The 17,033-nt window shown below is 74.6% G+C and carries 15 protein-coding genes and 2 pseudogenes; 6 read left to right on the forward strand and 11 right to left on the reverse strand.

The features are described from left to right. Window positions 1–14 precede the first annotated feature (14 nt). The 7 genes from CRP52_RS08690 to CRP52_RS08720 all read right to left on the reverse strand — a co-directional run bounded on the left by CRP52_RS08690 (window position 15) and on the right by CRP52_RS08720 (window position 6,865). The gene (locus CRP52_RS08690; protein ID WP_097235873.1) at window positions 15–1,208 is read right to left on the reverse strand and encodes a cytochrome P450; all 1,194 of its coding nucleotides are present in this window, start codon (window positions 1,206–1,208) and stop codon (window positions 15–17) included. Continuing rightward, a complete protein-coding gene (locus tag CRP52_RS08695; protein ID WP_097239940.1) occupies window positions 1,205–1,798 on the reverse strand; it encodes a GTP-binding protein in 594 nt (197 codons plus the stop codon). Before CRP52_RS08695 ends, CRP52_RS08690 begins: the two co-directional genes overlap by 4 nt. 55 nt (window positions 1,799–1,853) lie before the next feature. Continuing rightward, window positions 1,854–2,207, reverse strand: coding sequence for a DUF742 domain-containing protein (locus CRP52_RS08700; RefSeq protein ID WP_097235874.1), 354 nt, complete (start codon window positions 2,205–2,207; stop codon window positions 1,854–1,856). Beyond that, window positions 2,204–2,635: a roadblock/LC7 domain-containing protein gene (locus CRP52_RS08705; protein ID WP_097235875.1), complete on the reverse strand. Its 432-nt coding sequence runs from the start codon at window positions 2,633–2,635 to the stop codon at window positions 2,204–2,206. Before CRP52_RS08705 ends, CRP52_RS08700 begins: the two co-directional genes overlap by 4 nt. Beyond that, the gene (locus CRP52_RS08710) at window positions 2,632–4,509 is read right to left on the reverse strand and encodes an ATP-binding protein (protein ID WP_097235876.1); all 1,878 of its coding nucleotides are present in this window, start codon (window positions 4,507–4,509) and stop codon (window positions 2,632–2,634) included. Before CRP52_RS08710 ends, CRP52_RS08705 begins: the two co-directional genes overlap by 4 nt. Window positions 4,510–4,675: 166 nt before the next feature. Next, on the reverse strand, window positions 4,676–5,686 hold the full coding sequence (locus tag CRP52_RS08715) for an MBL fold metallo-hydrolase (protein ID WP_097239941.1): 1,011 nt from the start codon (window positions 5,684–5,686) through the stop codon (window positions 4,676–4,678). 246 nt (window positions 5,687–5,932) lie between these two features. Further along, window positions 5,933–6,865, reverse strand: coding sequence for a GNAT family N-acetyltransferase (locus CRP52_RS08720; protein WP_257032368.1), 933 nt, complete (start codon window positions 6,863–6,865; stop codon window positions 5,933–5,935). Between the two features lie 267 nt (window positions 6,866–7,132). Between CRP52_RS08720 and CRP52_RS08725 the strand changes: the two are divergent. The 3 genes and pseudogenes from CRP52_RS08725 (at window position 7,133) to CRP52_RS08735 (ending at window position 10,502) form a co-directional block, all read left to right on the forward strand. Continuing rightward, window positions 7,133–8,409: pseudogene (locus tag CRP52_RS08725) on the forward strand (DUF692 domain-containing protein). Between the two features lie 102 nt (window positions 8,410–8,511). Continuing rightward, window positions 8,512–9,615 carry a TIGR04222 domain-containing membrane protein gene (locus CRP52_RS08730; protein WP_097235877.1) on the forward strand — a complete coding sequence of 368 codons (1,104 nt, stop codon included), beginning with the start codon at window positions 8,512–8,514 and terminating at the stop codon, window positions 9,613–9,615. A 104-nt stretch (window positions 9,616–9,719) separates the two neighbouring features. Next, the gene (locus CRP52_RS08735) at window positions 9,720–10,502 is read left to right on the forward strand and encodes a TIGR04222 domain-containing membrane protein (protein WP_097235878.1); all 783 of its coding nucleotides are present in this window, start codon (window positions 9,720–9,722) and stop codon (window positions 10,500–10,502) included. 123 nt (window positions 10,503–10,625) lie between these two features. Here CRP52_RS08735 and hemQ read toward each other — a convergent pair whose 3' ends face one another. From hemQ to CRP52_RS08750, 3 genes and pseudogenes are all read right to left on the reverse strand, one after another. Next, window positions 10,626–11,351: a hydrogen peroxide-dependent heme synthase gene (gene hemQ, locus CRP52_RS08740; protein ID WP_097235879.1), complete on the reverse strand. Its 726-nt coding sequence runs from the start codon at window positions 11,349–11,351 to the stop codon at window positions 10,626–10,628. Continuing rightward, window positions 11,348–12,679: a protoporphyrinogen/coproporphyrinogen oxidase gene (gene hemG, locus CRP52_RS08745; RefSeq protein ID WP_441349055.1), complete on the reverse strand. Its 1,332-nt coding sequence runs from the start codon at window positions 12,677–12,679 to the stop codon at window positions 11,348–11,350. The genes hemQ and hemG overlap by 4 nt, the downstream gene beginning before the upstream one ends. A 132-nt stretch (window positions 12,680–12,811) precedes the next feature. Beyond that, a pseudogene (locus tag CRP52_RS08750) lies at window positions 12,812–13,334 on the reverse strand (Uma2 family endonuclease). A gap of 56 nt (window positions 13,335–13,390) precedes the next feature. On the opposite strand from CRP52_RS08750, the gene CRP52_RS08755 reads away from it, so the two are divergent. Together CRP52_RS08755 and CRP52_RS08760 are read left to right on the forward strand one after the other, a co-directional pair. Next, window positions 13,391–13,831, forward strand: a complete 441-nt coding sequence (locus CRP52_RS08755; RefSeq protein WP_097235880.1) for a DUF523 domain-containing protein — start codon at window positions 13,391–13,393, stop codon at window positions 13,829–13,831. 119 nt (window positions 13,832–13,950) lie between these two features. Then, window positions 13,951–14,886, forward strand: a complete 936-nt coding sequence (locus CRP52_RS08760; RefSeq protein ID WP_097235881.1) for a DUF4349 domain-containing protein — start codon at window positions 13,951–13,953, stop codon at window positions 14,884–14,886. Window positions 14,887–14,939: 53 nt separating this feature from the next. Here the strand turns inward: CRP52_RS08760 and hemE are convergent, their stop codons facing one another. Next, window positions 14,940–16,043, reverse strand: a complete 1,104-nt coding sequence (hemE, locus tag CRP52_RS08765) for a uroporphyrinogen decarboxylase (protein ID WP_097235882.1) — start codon at window positions 16,041–16,043, stop codon at window positions 14,940–14,942. A 146-nt stretch (window positions 16,044–16,189) separates the two neighbouring features. Between hemE and CRP52_RS08770 the strand changes: the two genes are divergently transcribed. Beyond that, a complete protein-coding gene (locus tag CRP52_RS08770) occupies window positions 16,190–16,852 on the forward strand; it encodes a DUF3000 domain-containing protein (protein ID WP_097235883.1) in 663 nt (220 codons plus the stop codon). Window positions 16,853–17,033: the final 181 nt, after the last annotated feature.

Genomic DNA, 17,033 nt, shown 5'->3' on the forward strand with positions numbered 1-17,033 from the left:
TGGCGGACGTCCCCTCAGGGGGTGACCGGGGCGAAGCGGACCGGGAGGTGCACCAGGGCGCGGTGGAACGGGCCCGGGCGCCAGAGCAAGTCCTCGGCGGGGGTGGCCAGTTCGAGGTCGCTGAGGCGGCTGCCCAGCTGCTCGATGGCGGTGATCGCGATCAGCAGGGCTGGGTCGCGGGCGGGGCAGGCGTGCGGGCCGGCCGCCCAGGCCAGGTGGGCGCTCTCGCCGCTGCGCAGCTCGCGGTCGTCGGTGGGCGGCGCGGCCTGGGAGTTGGCGGCCGCGTAGGAGACCAGGACGAGGGTGCCGGCTTTGATCTCCCGGCCGTGGAAGGTGATGTCGTAGCGCGGGTAGTGGGCGGAGAGGTTGGCCAACGGGGGCTCGTGCCAGAGCACTTCGTCGATCGCCTGGTGGGCGGTCATCGCGCCGCCGAACAGCGATCCTGCATAGCGGGCGTCGGTGAGCAGGCGCAGCAGGGCGTTGCCGATCAGGTTGGTGGTCGGCTCGTGCCCGGCGATCATGGTCAGGGTGATCTGCCGCAGCGCCTCGTCGTCGTCCAGCCCGACCGGGTGGGTGACGAACCAGGAGGCGAGGTCGTGCCGGGGGCGCTCGCGGCGTTCGGCGACCATCGCGTTCACCACCGCGACGAGGTCCCCGTACGCGGCGACGGCCTGCGGCGTGGACTCGATCGTCCCGGTGATCCCGGCGACCACCCGGTCGCGGTGCTCCTCGGGCACGCCGAACCAGGTGGTGAGCACGAAGGCGGTCAGCCGGCGGGCGTACTGGGAGATCAGGTCGGCGTGGCCGACCGCCGCGAAGCCGTCGATCAGCCGGTGGGCGGTCTCGGTGACCTGACGCTGCAGCCGGTGCGGTTCGAAGAGCGCGAGGGCGTCGGTGATCACGGCGCGGTAGCGCGCGTGCGTCTCGCCGTCGGTGAACAGCGCGGTCGGGCGGTAGCCGAGCACCGGCAGCAGCGGGGAGTCCGGCGGGAGGCTCTGCTGCCAGGCGCGGGAGTCCTTGGAGAAGGTGTCGCTGTCGCGCAGCAGGTCCAGCGCGGCCTGGTAGTCGGTGACCAGCAGTGCCTCGACGCCGGGTGCGATCTCCACCGGGGCGATCGGGCCGTGCCGGCGCAGCCGCTCGTAGACCAGCTGGGGGTCGGCGGCGAAGACCGGGCCGTGGATCGGGGTCGGGCGGGTCTCGACGGTCACGGGCGCTCCTGGGGGGCGGTGGCGGCCTCGGCGGCGGTGGCGGCCTGGGGGGCGGTGGCGGCGGGCAGGGCGTCCAGGACGTGCTCGGCCAGCGCGATCAGCGCGTCCAGGCTGCTCTCCCGCTCGCGGGCGTCGCAGAGCAGCAGCGGGGTGGCGGCGTGCAGATCCAGGTGGGTCCGCAGTACCTCGACGGGGTGGTCCGGGGCGTCCGGGAAGCGGTTGACGGCGACGGCGTACGGCAGGCCCTGCTCCTCGACCATGTCCATGATCTCGAAGGAGTCGGCCAGCCGACGGGTGTCGGCGAGCACCAGGGCGCCCAGCGCGCCGCGCGCGATGTCCTGCCAGAGCGGGAAGAAGCGGCGCTGGCCGGGGGTGCCGAACATGTAGAGCACGACGTTGCCGGGCAGGGTGAGCCGCCCGAAGTCGACGGCGACGGTCGTGGTGGCCTTCTCGGGCAGGCCGGCCAGGTCGTCCACCGGCCGGCCGGTCTCGGTCATCGCCTCCTCGGTGTGCAGGGTGGCGATCTCGGAGAGGGTGCGGATGAGCGTGGTCTTGCCGACCCCGAACGGGCCGGCGACCACCAGTTTCATCAGCGTCTGGTCCCGGTCGGGCAGGTAGCCCACGCGGCCAGGCGGATCGGCCGGGCTACCGGAGCGCACGGAGTCCAACGAGGAGCCTCTCGACGATGGAGCGGTCGGTCTGGTGGGCGCGCGGGATCGGCGCGCGGGCGTGCAGGCAGCCCGCCTCGACCAGGTCCGCCGCGAGGAAGACGGTGGCGCTGACCGGCAGGCGCAGGTGCGCGGCGGCCTCCACCACGGTCAGCGCGCCGGGGCGCAGCAGTTCCCAGAGCCGGCGGTGTTCGGGTTCGAGCCCGGTCGGCGGTTCGGCGCGGTCGGCGAACAGGACGGTCAGCCGCTCGAAGCCCTCGCTGCCGGGGCGGGTGCGGCCGCCGGTGGCCAGGTAGGCGGGCACCATCCGCCTGCGGGGGACGGCGGTCATGACCGGGTGGTGGTGTCCTGCTGCCGGGACGGGCTCGCGAGCGCGCGGCCCAGGGCGGCGACCTGCAGCTGCATCTGGTAGGACACGTTGCCGAGTTGGGCGTCCGGGGAGGTGAACACGGCGAGTGAGGTGTTCTCCCCGGCGGGGACGACGATGGCGTAGCCGAGGTCGGACTCCACCACGGTCTGGGCCAGCGCGGGCCGCTCCGCGTCGGTGAACGCGGCGGTGAAGGCGCGGGCGGCGGCGTGCACGGTGGCGGTCATCGCGGCGACCCGCTCGGCGGAGGCGCGCCCCAGGCCGTCCGAGGCGCCCTCGACCAGGCCGTCCCCGGTGGCGATGACCGCGTGCAGCACCCCCGGCAGCTCCAGCAGCGGGGTCAGCACCCACGAGATCTCGTCGGTGGTGGCGGGGCTGGGCGTGCTGCTCACTGCTCTGCTCCTTCTAAGGAGGTCGGAAGGGTCGTCGGACCGGTGGTGCGGTCGGCGGTGGTGGTGCTCGTGTCGTTCTCGGGTACGGCGGCCTCGCTTACGGCCCGTGCGGCCCGTGCGGCCCGTGCCGCGGCGGCCCGGCCGGAGTCGGTGCCCTGCTGCAGCGCCTGCCAGTGGGCGGCGGCCCGCTCGGGGGTCCGGTCGGGGGCGGCGGTGACGGTGGCGGTGGCGGCGGCGGCGTTGGCGGCGGCGTTGGCGGGAGACTCCGTCTGCCCGGCGGCGAGCGGGCGGCGCCGGCGGCGGGTGGGCAGGCCGGTTCCGTCGTCCGCCGGCGAATCCGGGGCTTCCGAGGCAGCCGCGGCAACCGGGGCTTCCGGGACAGCCGGGGCAACCGGAGCCGCCGGGACGTCGGAACCGTCCGTGCCCGGCGCGGGCACCACGTGGATGGCCGGTGCCGGGTGCGGGCCGGGCTGGTTGTGCCGGTCGGCGAGCCGCGGGCCGTCCTGCCCGTCGGCGTCGCGCATCGGCGGGACGGCGGCGACGGTGGGCGCAGGGGCGGGGCCGGAGCCGGCCCGCAGCGGCAGCGGGGTGAGCACCGACAGCGGCTGCTCGTCGTCCACGACGGTCACCAGGGCGGCCGGGATGCGCAGGATGGTCCGCATCCCGCCGTACGGCGAGGGCTCGATGTGGCAGGAGAAGCCGTACTGGCGGGCGAGCTTGCCGACCACCGCGAAGCCGGTCTTGGGCGGGTTGCCGAGTTCGGTGAGCAGGACGTCCGGTGGCCCGGCCAGCAGCCGGCGGGCGCGGCGCAGCTGGTCCTCCTCCATGCCGATGCCGCTGTCGTCGATGATCACCAGTGCTCCGCGTCCGCCCTGCTGGACGGTGACCGGGACGTCCGTCTCCGGGTGCGAGTAGGCGGTGGCGTTGGCGAGGAGTTCGGCGATGGTGACGGCGATCGGCTCGGCGGCCCGGGCGACCACCGCGAGCCGGTGCTCGCGCAGGTGGTTGGCGACCTTGATCCGGGCGTAGCCGGGCACCCGCGAGAGCGCGCCGACGACCACCTCGGCGAGCGGGGAGTCGGTGCGGGCCAGGCCCGGCCAGGCCTCGCAGAGCACGGCGACGGTCTGGATCCGGCGCAGCGCGACCTCGTTGCGGAAGTCGACCTCCAGCAGCCGGGGATCGTCGTTGTCGTGCTGGAGCTGCTGGACCAGGCTCTGGATCTGGTAGAGCAGGGTCTGGATCCGGGAGGTGGCGCCGCGCATGGCGGCGCGGGCGGCGGCGTCCACCCGCTCGCGCTCGTCGGCGAGGGCGGCGGTGGTGGCGTCCAGGACGGACTGCAGCGCCCGGACGGCCTCCGGGCCGACGGCCTGCGGGTCCAGCGGGCCGACCAGCGGCGCGTTGGCGTGGGTGAGCCGGACGGCGGTGGCGGCGACCCGCTCGCGGGCGAGGTGGTCGACCTCGGCGAGCAGCGCGGCGGCGTGCTCCTCGGCGGCGGCGAGGCGGCGGTCGGCCTCCTCGGCGCGGGCGGTCGCTGCGGCGCCCTGCCGGGTGGCCTCCCGGGCGGCGTCCTGGGCGGTGCGGACGGCGTCCTCGGCCTGCCGGGCCGTGTCCTCGGCGGCGCGGGCGCGCTGCTCGGCCGCCTCCGCCCGCTCCTCGGTGCCCAGGCGGCGGGCCTCGGCCTCGGCGGCGGATTCGCGCAGCAGCCCCTCCAGGGAGGTCAGCCGGTGCTCGGCCACCACGGTGCGGTGCTCGGCCTCGCCGGCGGCCCGCTCGGCGGCCGTCGCCCGGGCGAGGGCCACGGCCCGGGCGCGGGCGAGCACGGCCGTGGCCACCGCGGCGACCAGCGCCAGGACGATCAGCGCGATCTGCGTCATCGAAGTCCTCGGGAGTGCTTGCGGGTGGGGTCGCGGGCGGCCGGGCGGGTCCCGGTCGGGGGTCAGCCCCGTACGGGATCGGCCCTGGGTGGGGATCAGCCCCGTTCGGGGTCGGCCCCCGGGCGGGGGTCGGTCCCGTACGAGTACCGGCCCCGGGCGGGCGGGGTCAGCCCCGGTCGGTGCGCGGGCGCGGGATCCGGGCGCCGTCGCCGGCCAGCTCCCGGGCGACCAGGGCGACCTGCCCCATCGCGTCCAGGGCGCCGGGCGCCGCCGTGCCGTCCAGGTGCCGGTACTCGGCCGCGACGGTGAGCACCAGCCGCTCGGGCAGGCCGAGTTCGGGGTGGCGCTGCTCCGCGATCACCCGCCGGGCGGCGTCCAGCGCGGGTATCCCGGCGGTGTGCAGGGCGTGGGCGCGCTCGCGGACGTAGGCGAGGTAGCCGATGTGCTCGCGGACGCCGTCGCGGTCGAGCACCGGGCCGTGGCCGGGGACGAAGATCTCGGCGCCGGTGGCCAGGGCCTGCTCGCAGGCGCCGATGATGTTCTCCAGCGGGCCGGCCCAGTGCGAGGGGTGGTCACCGGGCTGTTCGGGCGTCGAGGAGAAGATCACGTCGCCGGTGAACACCGCGCGCTGGTGCGGGAGGTGGACGATCAGGTCACCGCCGGTGTGGGCGGCGGGCAGGCTGGTGATCTGCACGGGGTAGCGCCCGACCCGCAGTTCCAGCTCGCCGGTGAAGACGGTGTCCGGGTGCACCGGCTCGGTGGCCGACCAGTCGAACTGCCCGAAGTGCTCCTTGAGGTAGCCGCCGAGAGGGGAGTCCGGGTCGCTGTTGGCGACCAGCGCGTGCTGCTGCTGCGGGGTGGGCTCCCAGTGGATGTGCTCCAGCGCCTCCCGGGTGGCGATCACCTCGGCGCCCGGCAGCACCCCGGCGCCCCACAGGTGGTCGCCGTTGGCGTGGGTGACGACCACCCGGTCGATCTCGACCCCGGTCGGCAGCAGCCGGCGGCTCGCGGCGAGGAACTCCTCGGCCATCGAGGGGTCGTACGGGGTGTCGATCCAGAGCGCGGTCGCCTCGGAGGCCAGCAGCCCGCAGTTGGCCAGGCCCCAGCCCCGCTTCGGGGGGAGCCATACGTACAGGTCCTCGGCAATCGCGCTCACGTTCGCGCGGCTGATCGTCATGGGCGCGATTATGCCCATGTTGGGCCAAGAGTGGGGCAAAACCTGCACGGCCGACCGGAGTTCGTGCCCCGGTCCCTCCCGGGCTGTCCGGATTCGCTCCGCATGGTCGAGACCAATCATCTCACTGCTCGGGACAGCTCGTGGACACTTCGCCCCGGCATCCTGACGGCACGTCGGATCGTGACGATCCCCACCCGGCCGTCAGGACGGCGGCACCCGGCGCTACTCGGTTACTCCGCTACCTCGCTACGCCAGACGCTTGATGCCCTTGCGCTCCCCGGCGCAGCGCTCGTACCCCAGCCAGGCGTTGATCGCCAGCATGGGCGCATTGGTCTCGTCGTTCGAGGTGTACGCGCGCCGGTAACCCGCCGCGGCCGCCAGGCGCAGCGACTCCAGCTTGGCCAGCTTGCTCAGGCCGCGTCCGCGGAACTCCCGACGGCAGGCGGTGAAGGCGGACCAGTAGCCGTCCACCCCGTCCGTCGTCGCCATGCTGAACGCGGCCGGCACGCCGTCCACCACGGCGACGACGGTCAGCGCCTTGTCGAGGTCCGGCCGGGCCCAGTCGGACCGCAGCCACTCCTCGTAGTCCAGGGCGTCCATCGCCACCTCGCCGGGCTCGTCCCGGATGGCGTCCACCTCGACCAGGAACAGCGGGCGCGGGTCGTCCGCCCAGTCGGCGGCCGGGCGCAGCTCGACGCCGGCCGGCCGTACGGGCGCCTGCGGCAGCGGCAGCGCGAGGTCCCGTCCGCCGAACTGCGCGGCGCGCCCGATCCGGTAGCCCCGGGCGGCGCCGAAGGCCAGCGCGGCGGGCTCGTCGTCCAGCCAGGAGTGCAGCTCCGTCACCCCGTGCTCGGCGAGGTGGCGTTCGGCCGCGGCCAGCAGCGCGGTGGCCGCGCCGCGCCGGCGGAACTCGGGCAGCACGCTGCCGTTGGCGTGGCCGAGCCCGGTGGTCGTCGTCCCGCAGCGCACCCCGCAGCGCACCGAGCCGACCACCCGGCCGTCCAGTTCGGCCACGAAGGTACGGTAGTGCTCCTCGGGGCTCGGCCGGCCGTTCAGCCAGAGCTGGGCCTCGACGGTCGTCACCAGGTGTTCGCGCCCGGCCCGGTGGGCCGCAACGACGGCCTCGGCGTCCTCGGGGCGGAAGTCACGGATCGTCAAAGAAGAATCAGAAGAAGTCATGGATTCCCACGCTAGCCGTGTCCGCCCGTCGGCGCCTTCGAATTTCCCGCCGACAGGGTGCTTCACCTGCGGGAATGCCCGCAGATCGGGACCAAAGTCCCTCACCCCCACCGCGGCAAGCTCAAATAATGCTCTGAGAAGACCGGGCGGGGCTTGGCAGCCACCCCAGCCGGGGACATCCTCAGCAACACGGCCGCGCGGTCCTGGCGACGACGCCCGCACCGCCCGACGGCCCTTCCCACCTGGCCCTCCGAAGGGGGCGCACCGATGACTTCCCCTGCTCTGGACCTGTCCGTCCGGGCCGCCGGCGGCCCCGCCCGCCTGGGCGTCGGCCTCGGCTGGCGCAGCGAGATCGACACCGTGGTCGAACGCCAACCCGGCCTGGACTGGGTCGAGGTGGTCGCCGAGAACATCTGCGCCGACCACCTGCCCGACTCCCTGACCGCACTGCGCGGACGCGGCGTCACCGTCGTCCCGCACGGCGTCGGCCTCGGCCTCGGCGGCGCCGACCTGCCCGACCCCGGCCGCCTCGGCCGGCTCGCCGACACCGCGCTGGCGCTCGGCTCCCCGCTGGTCACCGAGCACCTGGCCTTCGTCCGGGCCGGCGGCCTGGAGGCCGGGCACCTGCTGCCCGTCCCCCGCACCCGCGACTCGCTGCGGGTGATCGCCGAGAACGTCCGGATCGCCCAGGACCAGCTCCCGGTGCCGCTCGCCCTGGAGAACATCGCCGCCCAACTCGCCTGGCCGGACGACGAGTTCACCGAGGGCCAGTTCCTCGCCGAGCTGGTCGACCGGACCGGCGTCCGGCTGCTGATCGACGTCGCCAACCTGCACACCAACCGGGTCAACCTCGGCGTCGACCCGGCCGCCGAACTCGACCGCCTGCCACTGGAAGCGCTCGCCTACGTGCACGTCGCCGGCGGCACCCTGGTCGACGGCGTCTGGCACGACACGCACGCCCACCCCGTCACCGCACCGGTGCTGGAGGTGCTGGCCGAGCTGTGCGCACGGGTCGCACCGCCCGGCGTCCTGCTGGAGCGGGACGCGAACTTCCCGCCGCCCAGCGAGCTGGCCGGTGAACTGGACGCCATCCGCCGGGTGCTGGAGGGGAGCACCCGGTGATGACGGACCCGGAAAGCACGTCCGCGACCGAAGCCGCCCGGGCCCGCCTGGCCCGGCGGCAGGAGGAGCTGCTGGCCGCCCTGGTGGCCGGCGGGCCCGTCCCGCCCGGCTTCGACCCGGCCCGGGTCCGTGCCCAGTCCACCGGCCTCGCCGCCAAACGGCGCGACACCACCGCGAAGGTGGCCCCGGACCTGCCCCGCCTGCTCGGCGCGCAGTACGGGCCGCTCTTCCTCGACTACGCCCGCACCCACCCGCAGACCGGCGGCTACCGCGCCGACGCCCGGTCCTTCGCCGCGTGGGCGCTCACCGACGGCGGCCCGCCGGCCGCCGACCACCGCCGGGCCCTGGACCAGTGGCTCCACCCGGCACCCGTACGGCCGCCCGGCCCGCTCGCCCGCCTGCGCCGGGCCCTGCGCGGCTAGCGACGGCTCGACGGCTCGACGGCTCGACGGCCGTACCGTCTCACCGCCCGCCGGGCCCCGCCCGGCCGGCGACCCATCGTCATCACCTCGGGGGAACCGCCCATGTGGCACAACAGCTTCTTCTTCATCCCGGCCGTCCTGCTGGCGGCCGCCGCCCTCTACGCCGCGCAGAGCCGCCAGCGGATCGGCCACGTCCGGTACGCCAAGGGCCTGCCCGGCCGCGGCCTGCCGCTGCTCGACGCCGCCTTCCTGGCCGGCGGGCCGAGCCGGGTGGTCGACACCGCCCTGGTCCGGATGCACCTGGGCGAGAAGGCCGTGATCAGCCGCTCCGGCCTGGTCACACTCACCGGCGGCAAGCCGTACGACGCGGTCGAGCAGGCGATCCACGAGGCCGTCGGCCCCGGCGGGAGCCGCGAACTCGCCCCGCTGCGCCGCATGGTGATGCGCTCCGCCGCCGTCCAGGAGATCGGCGACCGGCTCGCCGACCGCGGCCTGCTGCGCCGCCCCGAGCGGCTGCAGCGGGCCCGGAATGCCCGCCGACTGCTCTGGCTCGCACTGCTCGTGGTCGTGGCCTTCACCGTCGCCGCCGTACTGCTCGACGACGGCGCCTACGGCCACGACCGGCCCAACCTCGGGATCCCGCTCTTCCTGCTGGTCGGCGGCGTCTTCGCACTGCTCGCCACCCGGCCCGTCAAGGGCCGGATCACCCCGGCCGGCCGGCGTCAGCTGGCCCTGATGGACGGCTCGCCGTGGACGCCGCACTCCGGCGTGTCGCCCCAGCTGGCCGGCGGCGCACTGCTGGGCGCGCTCGCCCTCGGCGGGCTGGCCGCCGCCGGACTGGACAACCCGGAGCTGGAGGCCACGATGCTGGCCGCGGAGGCCGAGGAGGAGGCGGTGCGGCAGGCCGCCGGCGCCTCCTCGTTCCTCTCCTCGTCCTCGTCGTCGTCCTCGTCCTCCGGCTCGTCCTCGACCTCCAGCTGCGCGACCTCGACCTGCTCCTCCTCGCCCGCCTCCTGGTGCGGCTCCTCCGACTCCGGGTCCTCCGGCTGCGGCGGGAGCAGCGGCTGCGGCTCGTCCTCCAGCAGCTGCGGCTCCTCGTCCTCCAGCTGCGGGTCGTCCTCCAGCAGCTGCGGTTCGTCCTCTTCCAGCTGCAGCTCCTCGTCCTCCAGCTGCGGCTCCAGCTGCGGGTCGAGCTGCGGCTCCTGACGCCCACCCCGCGAAGGGTTCACCCCCACGGCTGACGTCACAGTTCGGTATCGCGGACCGGGAAGGCGTTCCCCGCGCCATCGGGCCAGGCATACAACAAGGTCATGTGGTTGCTCTTCCTGATACCGGCCTGTGTCGTGGCGGTGCTCTCCTGCCTCCGGCTGGTCCGGATGACCGCCACCGCCGACGCCCTGGCCGACCAGGACGGGCTGCGCCCGCCCGAGGCGGTCGGCATCGGGCTGTACGAGACGGCCTACCTGGCCGGCGGCCCGGACCGGGTGGTCGAGCTGGCCCTGGTCCTGATGGCCGGCCGGGGCCGGCTGCACCTGGCACACACCGGCTGGACCACCGTGGTCGACCCCAAGGGCCGCAGCCGCCTGGAACGGGCGGTCATCACCACCGTCGGCCCCGAGGGCCAGTGCCGCACCGACGAGTTGCGCCGGGCGATGGCCGAGCACCCCACCGTGCTGGAGATCGGCGCCCGGCTCGCCCTGGCCGGCCTGGCCACGCCGGCCCTGGTGCAGCGCAACACCGTCGTGGTGGTCCGGCAGGTCCGGCACGCGCTGCTGCTGTCGCTGCTCCTGCTGGCCGCCTCACTGGCCGTCAGCGGCTTCACCGGGGGTGACACCCTCTCCCCGCTCGCCTGGTTCTCGCTGCCGCTGGTGCTCACCTCCGGCACCCTGCTGATGGCCCGGGTCGACGTCTACCCCTACACCCGCTGGGCCTCCCCGATCGGCCAGGAGGTACTGCGCGGGGTGCGCCCGGCCCGCCAGCGCGGCCTCGCCGACGACGAGGAGCGCGAACTGCTCACCGCCGTCGCCATGAACGGCCCCGCCGTCCTCCCCGACGCCCGCCTGCGCGCCGCCCTGCGCCCGCACCGCGGCTGACCGCACCGCGGCCGAGCCGGGAGGAGCGGGCGCAGCAACGCCGGAGGCCGGCCCCCCGTACCCGGGGAACCGGCCTCCGAAGCTCGCGCGGTCGTTCGGACCAGGCCGTTCAGACCAGGCCGTTCAGACCAGGCCGTTCAGCAGCTCGCCGACCGGCTTGCGGCGGCCGGTGAAGAACGGCACCTCCTCGCGGACGTGCAGCCGGGCCCGGGACGGGCGCAGGTCGCGCATCAGGTCGACGATCCGGTGCAGCTCGTCCGCCTCGAAGGCGAGCAGCCACTCGTAGTCGCCGAGCGCGAACGAGGCCACCGTGTTGGCCCGCACGTCCGGGTAGCCGCGCGCCATCATGCCGTGCTCGGCGAGCATCGCGCGCCGCTCCTCGTCCGGCAGCAGGTACCACTCGTAGGAGCGCACGAACGGGTAGACGCAGACGTAGTCGCGCGCGCGCTCGTCGGCGAGGAAGGCCGGGATGTGCGACTTGTTGAACTCGGCCGGGCGGTGCAGCGCCATGTTCGACCAGACCGGCTCCAGCTGACGGCCCAGGCCGGTGCGGCGGAAGCGGTTGTACGCCTCCTGCAGGTCGTCCGAGTCACCGGCGTGCCACCAGACCAGGATGTCGGCGTCCGCGCGCAGACCGGAGACGTCGTACGTGCCGCGAACGGTCACGTCCTTCTCGGCCAGCTGCTCGAACAGCGCGTCCACCTCGGCGGCCAGGCCGGCACGGTCCTCGGGCAGGGCGCCCTTGAGCTTGAACACCGACCACATGGTGTAGCGGATGACCTGGTTCAGGTCGCGTGCCTTCTTCTTCTCGGGCTGCTGCTCCGGCTGCCGCTCAACGGTCTCAGTCATGCGCCCATTGTCCTCTCCGTGGAACCGTCCCCGGTCGCCGGGGTCAACAGTCTGTCGACGGCGGCCACCGCTGCGGCCGCCGAAGCGATGCACGCCGGGATGCCCACCCCGTCGTACGCGGCGCCGCACAGCGCCAGCGCGCCCACCCGCTCGGCCGCCGCCCGCACCCGGGCCACCCGGCCCGGGTGGCCCACCGGGTACTGCGGGAGGCCGGCCGCGAACCGCGACACGAAGGTGTCGTACGGCCGGGCGGTCAGCCCGATCGCCTCCTCCAGGTCCGCCAGCGAGCGGGCCACCAGCTCCTCGTCCGGCAGGCCCAGCGCCTCGTCCTCGCGGTGCCGGCCCAGCGAGGTGCGCAGCAGGAACGCGTCCGGCGCGGAGCGCTCCAGCCAGCCCCACTTGTTGGAGGAGAAGGTCGACGCCTTGATCCGCCTTCCGTCCACCGGCGGCACCAGGAACCCGCTGCCGGTGGGGAGTTCGGCCAGGTCTGAGCGTCGGAACGCGAGCGTCACCAGCGCCATGCCCGCGTACTCGACGGCGTCCAGCTCGGCGGCGGCCGCCGGGGCGTCCTCGCGCAGCAGCCGGGCCGCGGCCGGGGCCGGCACGGCCAGCACCACGGCGTCCGCGTGCAGCACCTCGCTGCCGGTCACCACCCGCCAACCGCCGGGGGTGCGGCGCAGCCCGTCCACCGGAGCGTCCGTGCGCAGGTCCACGCCCGCCTTGACGCAGGCCGCCGCGACCGCCTCCGGCAGGGTGCCGAGGCCGCCCCGCAGGCCGTTGAACACCGGGGTGCCGACCACCTGCGGGCGCGAGGCCAGCTCGTGCACGCCCTCGACCAGCGAACCGCCGCCCCGGGCGACCGCCAGCAGCTGCGGAACGGCGGCCCGCAGCGAGATCTCGTCGGCGCGCCCGGCGTAGACGCCGCCCAGCAGCGGCTCGACCAGCCGGTCCACCACCTCCCGGCCCAGCCGGTCGGCGACGTAACGGCCGATCGCGACGTCCTCCCCCACCTCGGTGGGCTCCTCGTGCCGGGCCCGCTCCAGCCCCTCGGCGGTGAGCACCCCGGAGGCCTCCAGCGCCGCCAGGTCCCCCGGCACGCCCATCACCTGCCCGCCCGGCAGCGGCCGCAGCGCCCCGCGGGTCCAGATCGCGGCCTTCGCGGTGGTCGGCGGCTCCAGCTCCCCGCCCAGCCCGACCGCCCGCGCCAGCTCCACCGCCTCCGGCCGCCGGGCCAGCACCGACTCGGCCCCGAGGTCCACCCGGACCCCGCCGACCTCGCCGCCCCACAGCTTCCCGCCGACCCGCCCGGACGCCTCCAGCAACGTCACCCGGGCCCGCGCCGCCCCCCGGCCGCCCCACTCAGGAAGGCGGCCGCAGCCAGCCCCGCGATCCCACCACCGACGACGACGACCTGTGCATCCGACATGCCTCGCAGTCTCGCAGGTCTTTATCCGAAGGCCTCAATCCGCTGCACGCCCGCTGTCGGGCCCCAGCCCGGCCAGGTCGATCTCGATCGGGAAAGGCACCGGGCGTACGAGCTGTCCCCGGAAAATCCCGGCGGAGACGTAGGAGGAAGTCGCCGGCTCCAGCTCGAAGACGTGCACGACCGGAAGACCGTCCTCCTCCTCGACGATCCAGTAGTGCGAAATACCTGCCTCGGCGTACTTGCGAAACTTGACCGTGCGGTCGCGGTGCGCGGACTCAGGGGAGACCACCTCGACGACGAGGGCCACCTCTTCGGGGGTGAACTGGGTGCGATCCGGCTCGAACTCGGCCCTGACGACGAGCACGTCCGGCTCGGGGCGGTTCCGCTTGTCGAGCTTGATCGACATCTCCCTGCCGACCCGGTGCCCCTTCGGCACCTGGCGGCGCAGCGCGTAGACGAGGTCCGTGACGACGCGGTGCCTGCGGCAGATGGTCGAGGTCGTCGGCAAACCAGCCTTCGTCTCTGGGCGAGTACATCCAGTCCGGCAGCTCGCTCATGAGTCCCAAGGTAGCGAGTTTCGGGGCACCATGAGCCTCTGCTTAGCCTGTGTGCCATGGAACCGATCATGGTGAGTGCGTGTCTGGCCGGGATTCCCTGTCGGTACGACGGGCGGGCGAAGACCTCCGACGACGCCGTGCGGCTGGTCGAGGAGGGGCGGGCCGTGGTGGTGTGCCCGGAGGGGGCGGGCGGGTTGCCGACGCCGCGGCCGCCGGCCGAGATCGTGGGCGGGGACGGCGCGGACGTGCTGGACGGCCGGGCGCGGGTGGTGGACGCGACCGGGGCGGACTGCACCGCGGAGTTCCTGGCCGGCGCCCGGGCGGCCCTCGCCGCCGCCGAGACCGCGGGCGCGCGCCGGGCGGTGCTGATGGCCCGCAGCCCGTCCTGCGGCTGCGGGCAGGTGTACGACGGAACGTTCACGGGTGAGCTGCGCCCGGGCGACGGCGTGACGGCCGCGCTGCTGCGCCGGGCCGGGATCGAGGTCACCGCCGGGTAGGGCGCGCGTGTCCGGCCCGCCGCCGACTCGTGATCGACCCGGAATCTCCGGGATGGGTCCGTTCGGCCGGCCCTCTCGTCCAATGGGGAGAACTGTCAACGGACTTGGGGAGGGGCCCGATGAGGGGTGGACGAACGAGAGCCGGCGCACTGGGGGCGGTGGTGGCCGCGGCCGTGCTGCTGGCGGGGGGCTGCAGCGCGGCCGGCGGTGGGGGCAGTAGCGCGGGCGCGGCCAAGAACGACGCGGCGGCGGCCCCGGCCGAACCGGGCGGCGCGGCGGCCCGGCCCTCCGGCGGCCCGGCGGCGGCCGGGGTCACCCCGGTCGCCGACAGCCGGCTGATCGCGTACACCGCACAGCTCACCCTGCGCTCCCGGGACGTCCCCCAAGTGTTCGCCAAGGCCCGGGAGTTGGCGACGGCATCGGGTGGCTACGTCGGTGCCGAGTCGGTCTACGGCGGCCCCGGGAGCGAGTCCGGGCAGCTGACGCTCAAAGTCCCGTCCGCCGGGTACCAGCAGACCCTGGACCGGCTCGCCGCCCTGGGCGAGGTGCTGTCCCGCAAGAGCCAGGCGGACGACCTGACCCAGCAGGTCGCCGACGTGGCGAGCCGGGTGCAGACCCAGCAGGCGAGCGTGGACCGGGTGCGGGCGCTGATGGCGCAGGCCGCGTCGTTGAGCGAGATCACCTCGCTGGAGGCGGAGTTGAGCCGCCGCGAGGCCGACCTGGAGTCGCTGCAGAAGCAGCAGAAGGAGCTGTCCGCCAGGACCTCCTACTCCACCGTCACCCTGGAGGTCCAGCACGAGGCCGCGACGCCGTCGGCGACCCCGGCGCCCGGGGAAAGGAACGAGGGCTTCGGCGACTCGGTCGGCTCGGCGCTCGGCGGCGGCTGGCACGTCCTGGTGACGATCGTCCGCGCGCTGGCCGTGGCCCTCGCCGCGGCGGCGCCCTTCCTCCTGCTGCTGGGCGTGCCGGCGGCCCTGGCGTACCGCTACCGGAGGCGTCGCCGCCCGGCCGCGGTCCGGGCCGAGCCCGAGGAGGCCGGCGACGCCGAGGACTGACCGCGACGGTGGCGGGCCCGCCGTTGACCGGAGGGCCCGCCGCGGCGGGGGCGTCAGCGCGCGCTGGCCTCGTGGACGAAGGCGACGAGGCGGCTGAGCGCGTCCGGGTCCATGGACGGCATCACGCCGTGGCCGAGGTTGAAGATGTGCCCGCTGCCGCCGAGCACCCGGGCGGCGTCCAGCACCTCGCGGGCCTTGGCCTCGACGACCTCGGTGGGGGCGAACAGCACCGCGGGGTCGAGGTTGCCCTGCAGGCCCTTGCCCGGGCCGACCCGCTCGGCGGCCACGTCCAGCGGCACCCGCCAGTCGACGCCGACGATGTCCGCGCCGGCCTGGCCCATCAGGCCGAGCAGTTCGCCGGTGCCGACGCCGAAGTGGATCCGCGGCACGCCGTAGCCGGCGACGGCGTCGAAGACCTTGGTGCTGGCCGGCATCACGGAGCGGCGGTAGTCCGCCGGCGCGAGCGAACCGACCCAGGAGTCGAACAGCTGGACCGCCGAGGCGCCGGCCTCGATCTGGACCTTGAGGAAGGCCGAGGTGATGTCCGCGAGCCGGTCCACCAGGGCGGCCCACAGCTCGGGCTGCCCGTACATCATGGCCTTGGTGTTCTCGTGGTTCTTGGACGGACCGCCCTCGACCAGGTAGCTGGCCAGCGTGTAGGGCGCGCCGGCGAAGCCGATCAGCGGGGTCTCGCCGAGCTCGTCCACCAGCAGGCCGACGGCCTCGGTGATGTAGGGGACGTCGTCCGGTTCCAGCGGGCGCAGCCGCTTGAGGTCCTCGAAGGTGCGGATCGGGTCGGCGATGACCGGGCCGATGCCGGCCTTGATGTCGACGTCGATGCCGACCGCCTTGAGCGGGACGACGATGTCGCTGAAGAAGATCGCGGCGTCCACCTTGTGCCGGCGCACCGGCTGGAGGGTGATCTCCTTGACCAGCTCGGGCCGCATGCAGGACTCCAGCATGGGGATGCCCTCGCGGATCTTCAGGTACTCGGGCAGCGAGCGGCCCGCCTGGCGCATGAACCACACGGGGGTGTGCGGTACCGGCTCCTGCCGGCAGGCGCGCAGGAACGCGGAGTCGTACGCGGCGCCGCGGCGCGCGGGGGTGGTCGGGCCGTCGTGGGTGGCCGCCGTCGTGTCTGCCGTTGTCTCGCTCACGCCTCAAATCTTCGCATGTGCCCCCGGGCCGCTTTTCCGGCCGGTCTCGTGGGTTCCTCCAAGATCTGCCCGGGTTTGCCGTTCCGGCACGCCGCTGGGAGAGAAGTTGCGGCGATAACCCGGGTTTTCGACCTAGTCTTCGGGTCATGGCAGCGGTCGGAGGGCACCCCGCGCAGGGTGGCGGAGCAGGTGGCGGAACGGGTCACGAGGGGGCGCCGAACGAGTTCCGGGCCGCCGTGGCGGCCCTGGACGGGGCCCGGCTGCGGCCCGAGGTGCAGCTCTCCCCCGCACCGGCGCCGCGCCGGCTCGCTCCGTACGCGTTCGCGGTGACCGCCGCGGTGGAGGTGGACGGCGAGGAGCTGGCGGACGGCCGGCTGGTGCTGCTGTACGACCCGGCCGGCCAGGAGGCCTGGAACGGGGAGTTCCGGGTGGTCACGATGACCCGGGCCGAGCTGGAGCCGGAGATGGCCGGCGACCCGATGCTCTGCGAGGTCGGCTGGGCCTGGCTGCTCGACGCGCTGCAGACGCACGGCGCCGGGTACGCGGAGCCCTCCGGCACGGTGACCCGGTGCGCCTCCCAGTACTTCGGCGGTCTGGCGGACCGCCCGACCTCGAACGAGATCGAGATCCGGGCCTCCTGGACGCCGGCCGACGGCCGCTTCGAGCGGCACCTGGCAGCCTGGGCGGACCTGCTCTGCATCGGCGCCGGCCTGCCGCCGGCCACTCCGGCCCCGCAGGGGCCCGCCGAGGTGCCGTCACTCGGTGGAGTGGTCCCGATGCCCGCACGGCGACGCCCCCGGTCGCACTGACGAGTGGCGTCCGGGCCCGACGGCACCGGACGGCCGGACGCCACCCCCAGGGCTGACGGAGTGTGACTTCGGACCAGCTCCGCGTCAATTAACCGGTCGATACCGACCGATTGGTGTCGGATCTGATCGATTTTGTGCGAATACCAGGCATGTCGCATCAATCATTTGCGCGATTTGTCCG

Source organism: Streptomyces sp. 1331.2, from assembly GCF_900199205.1.
GTDB lineage: Bacteria > Actinomycetota > Actinomycetes > Streptomycetales > Streptomycetaceae > Kitasatospora.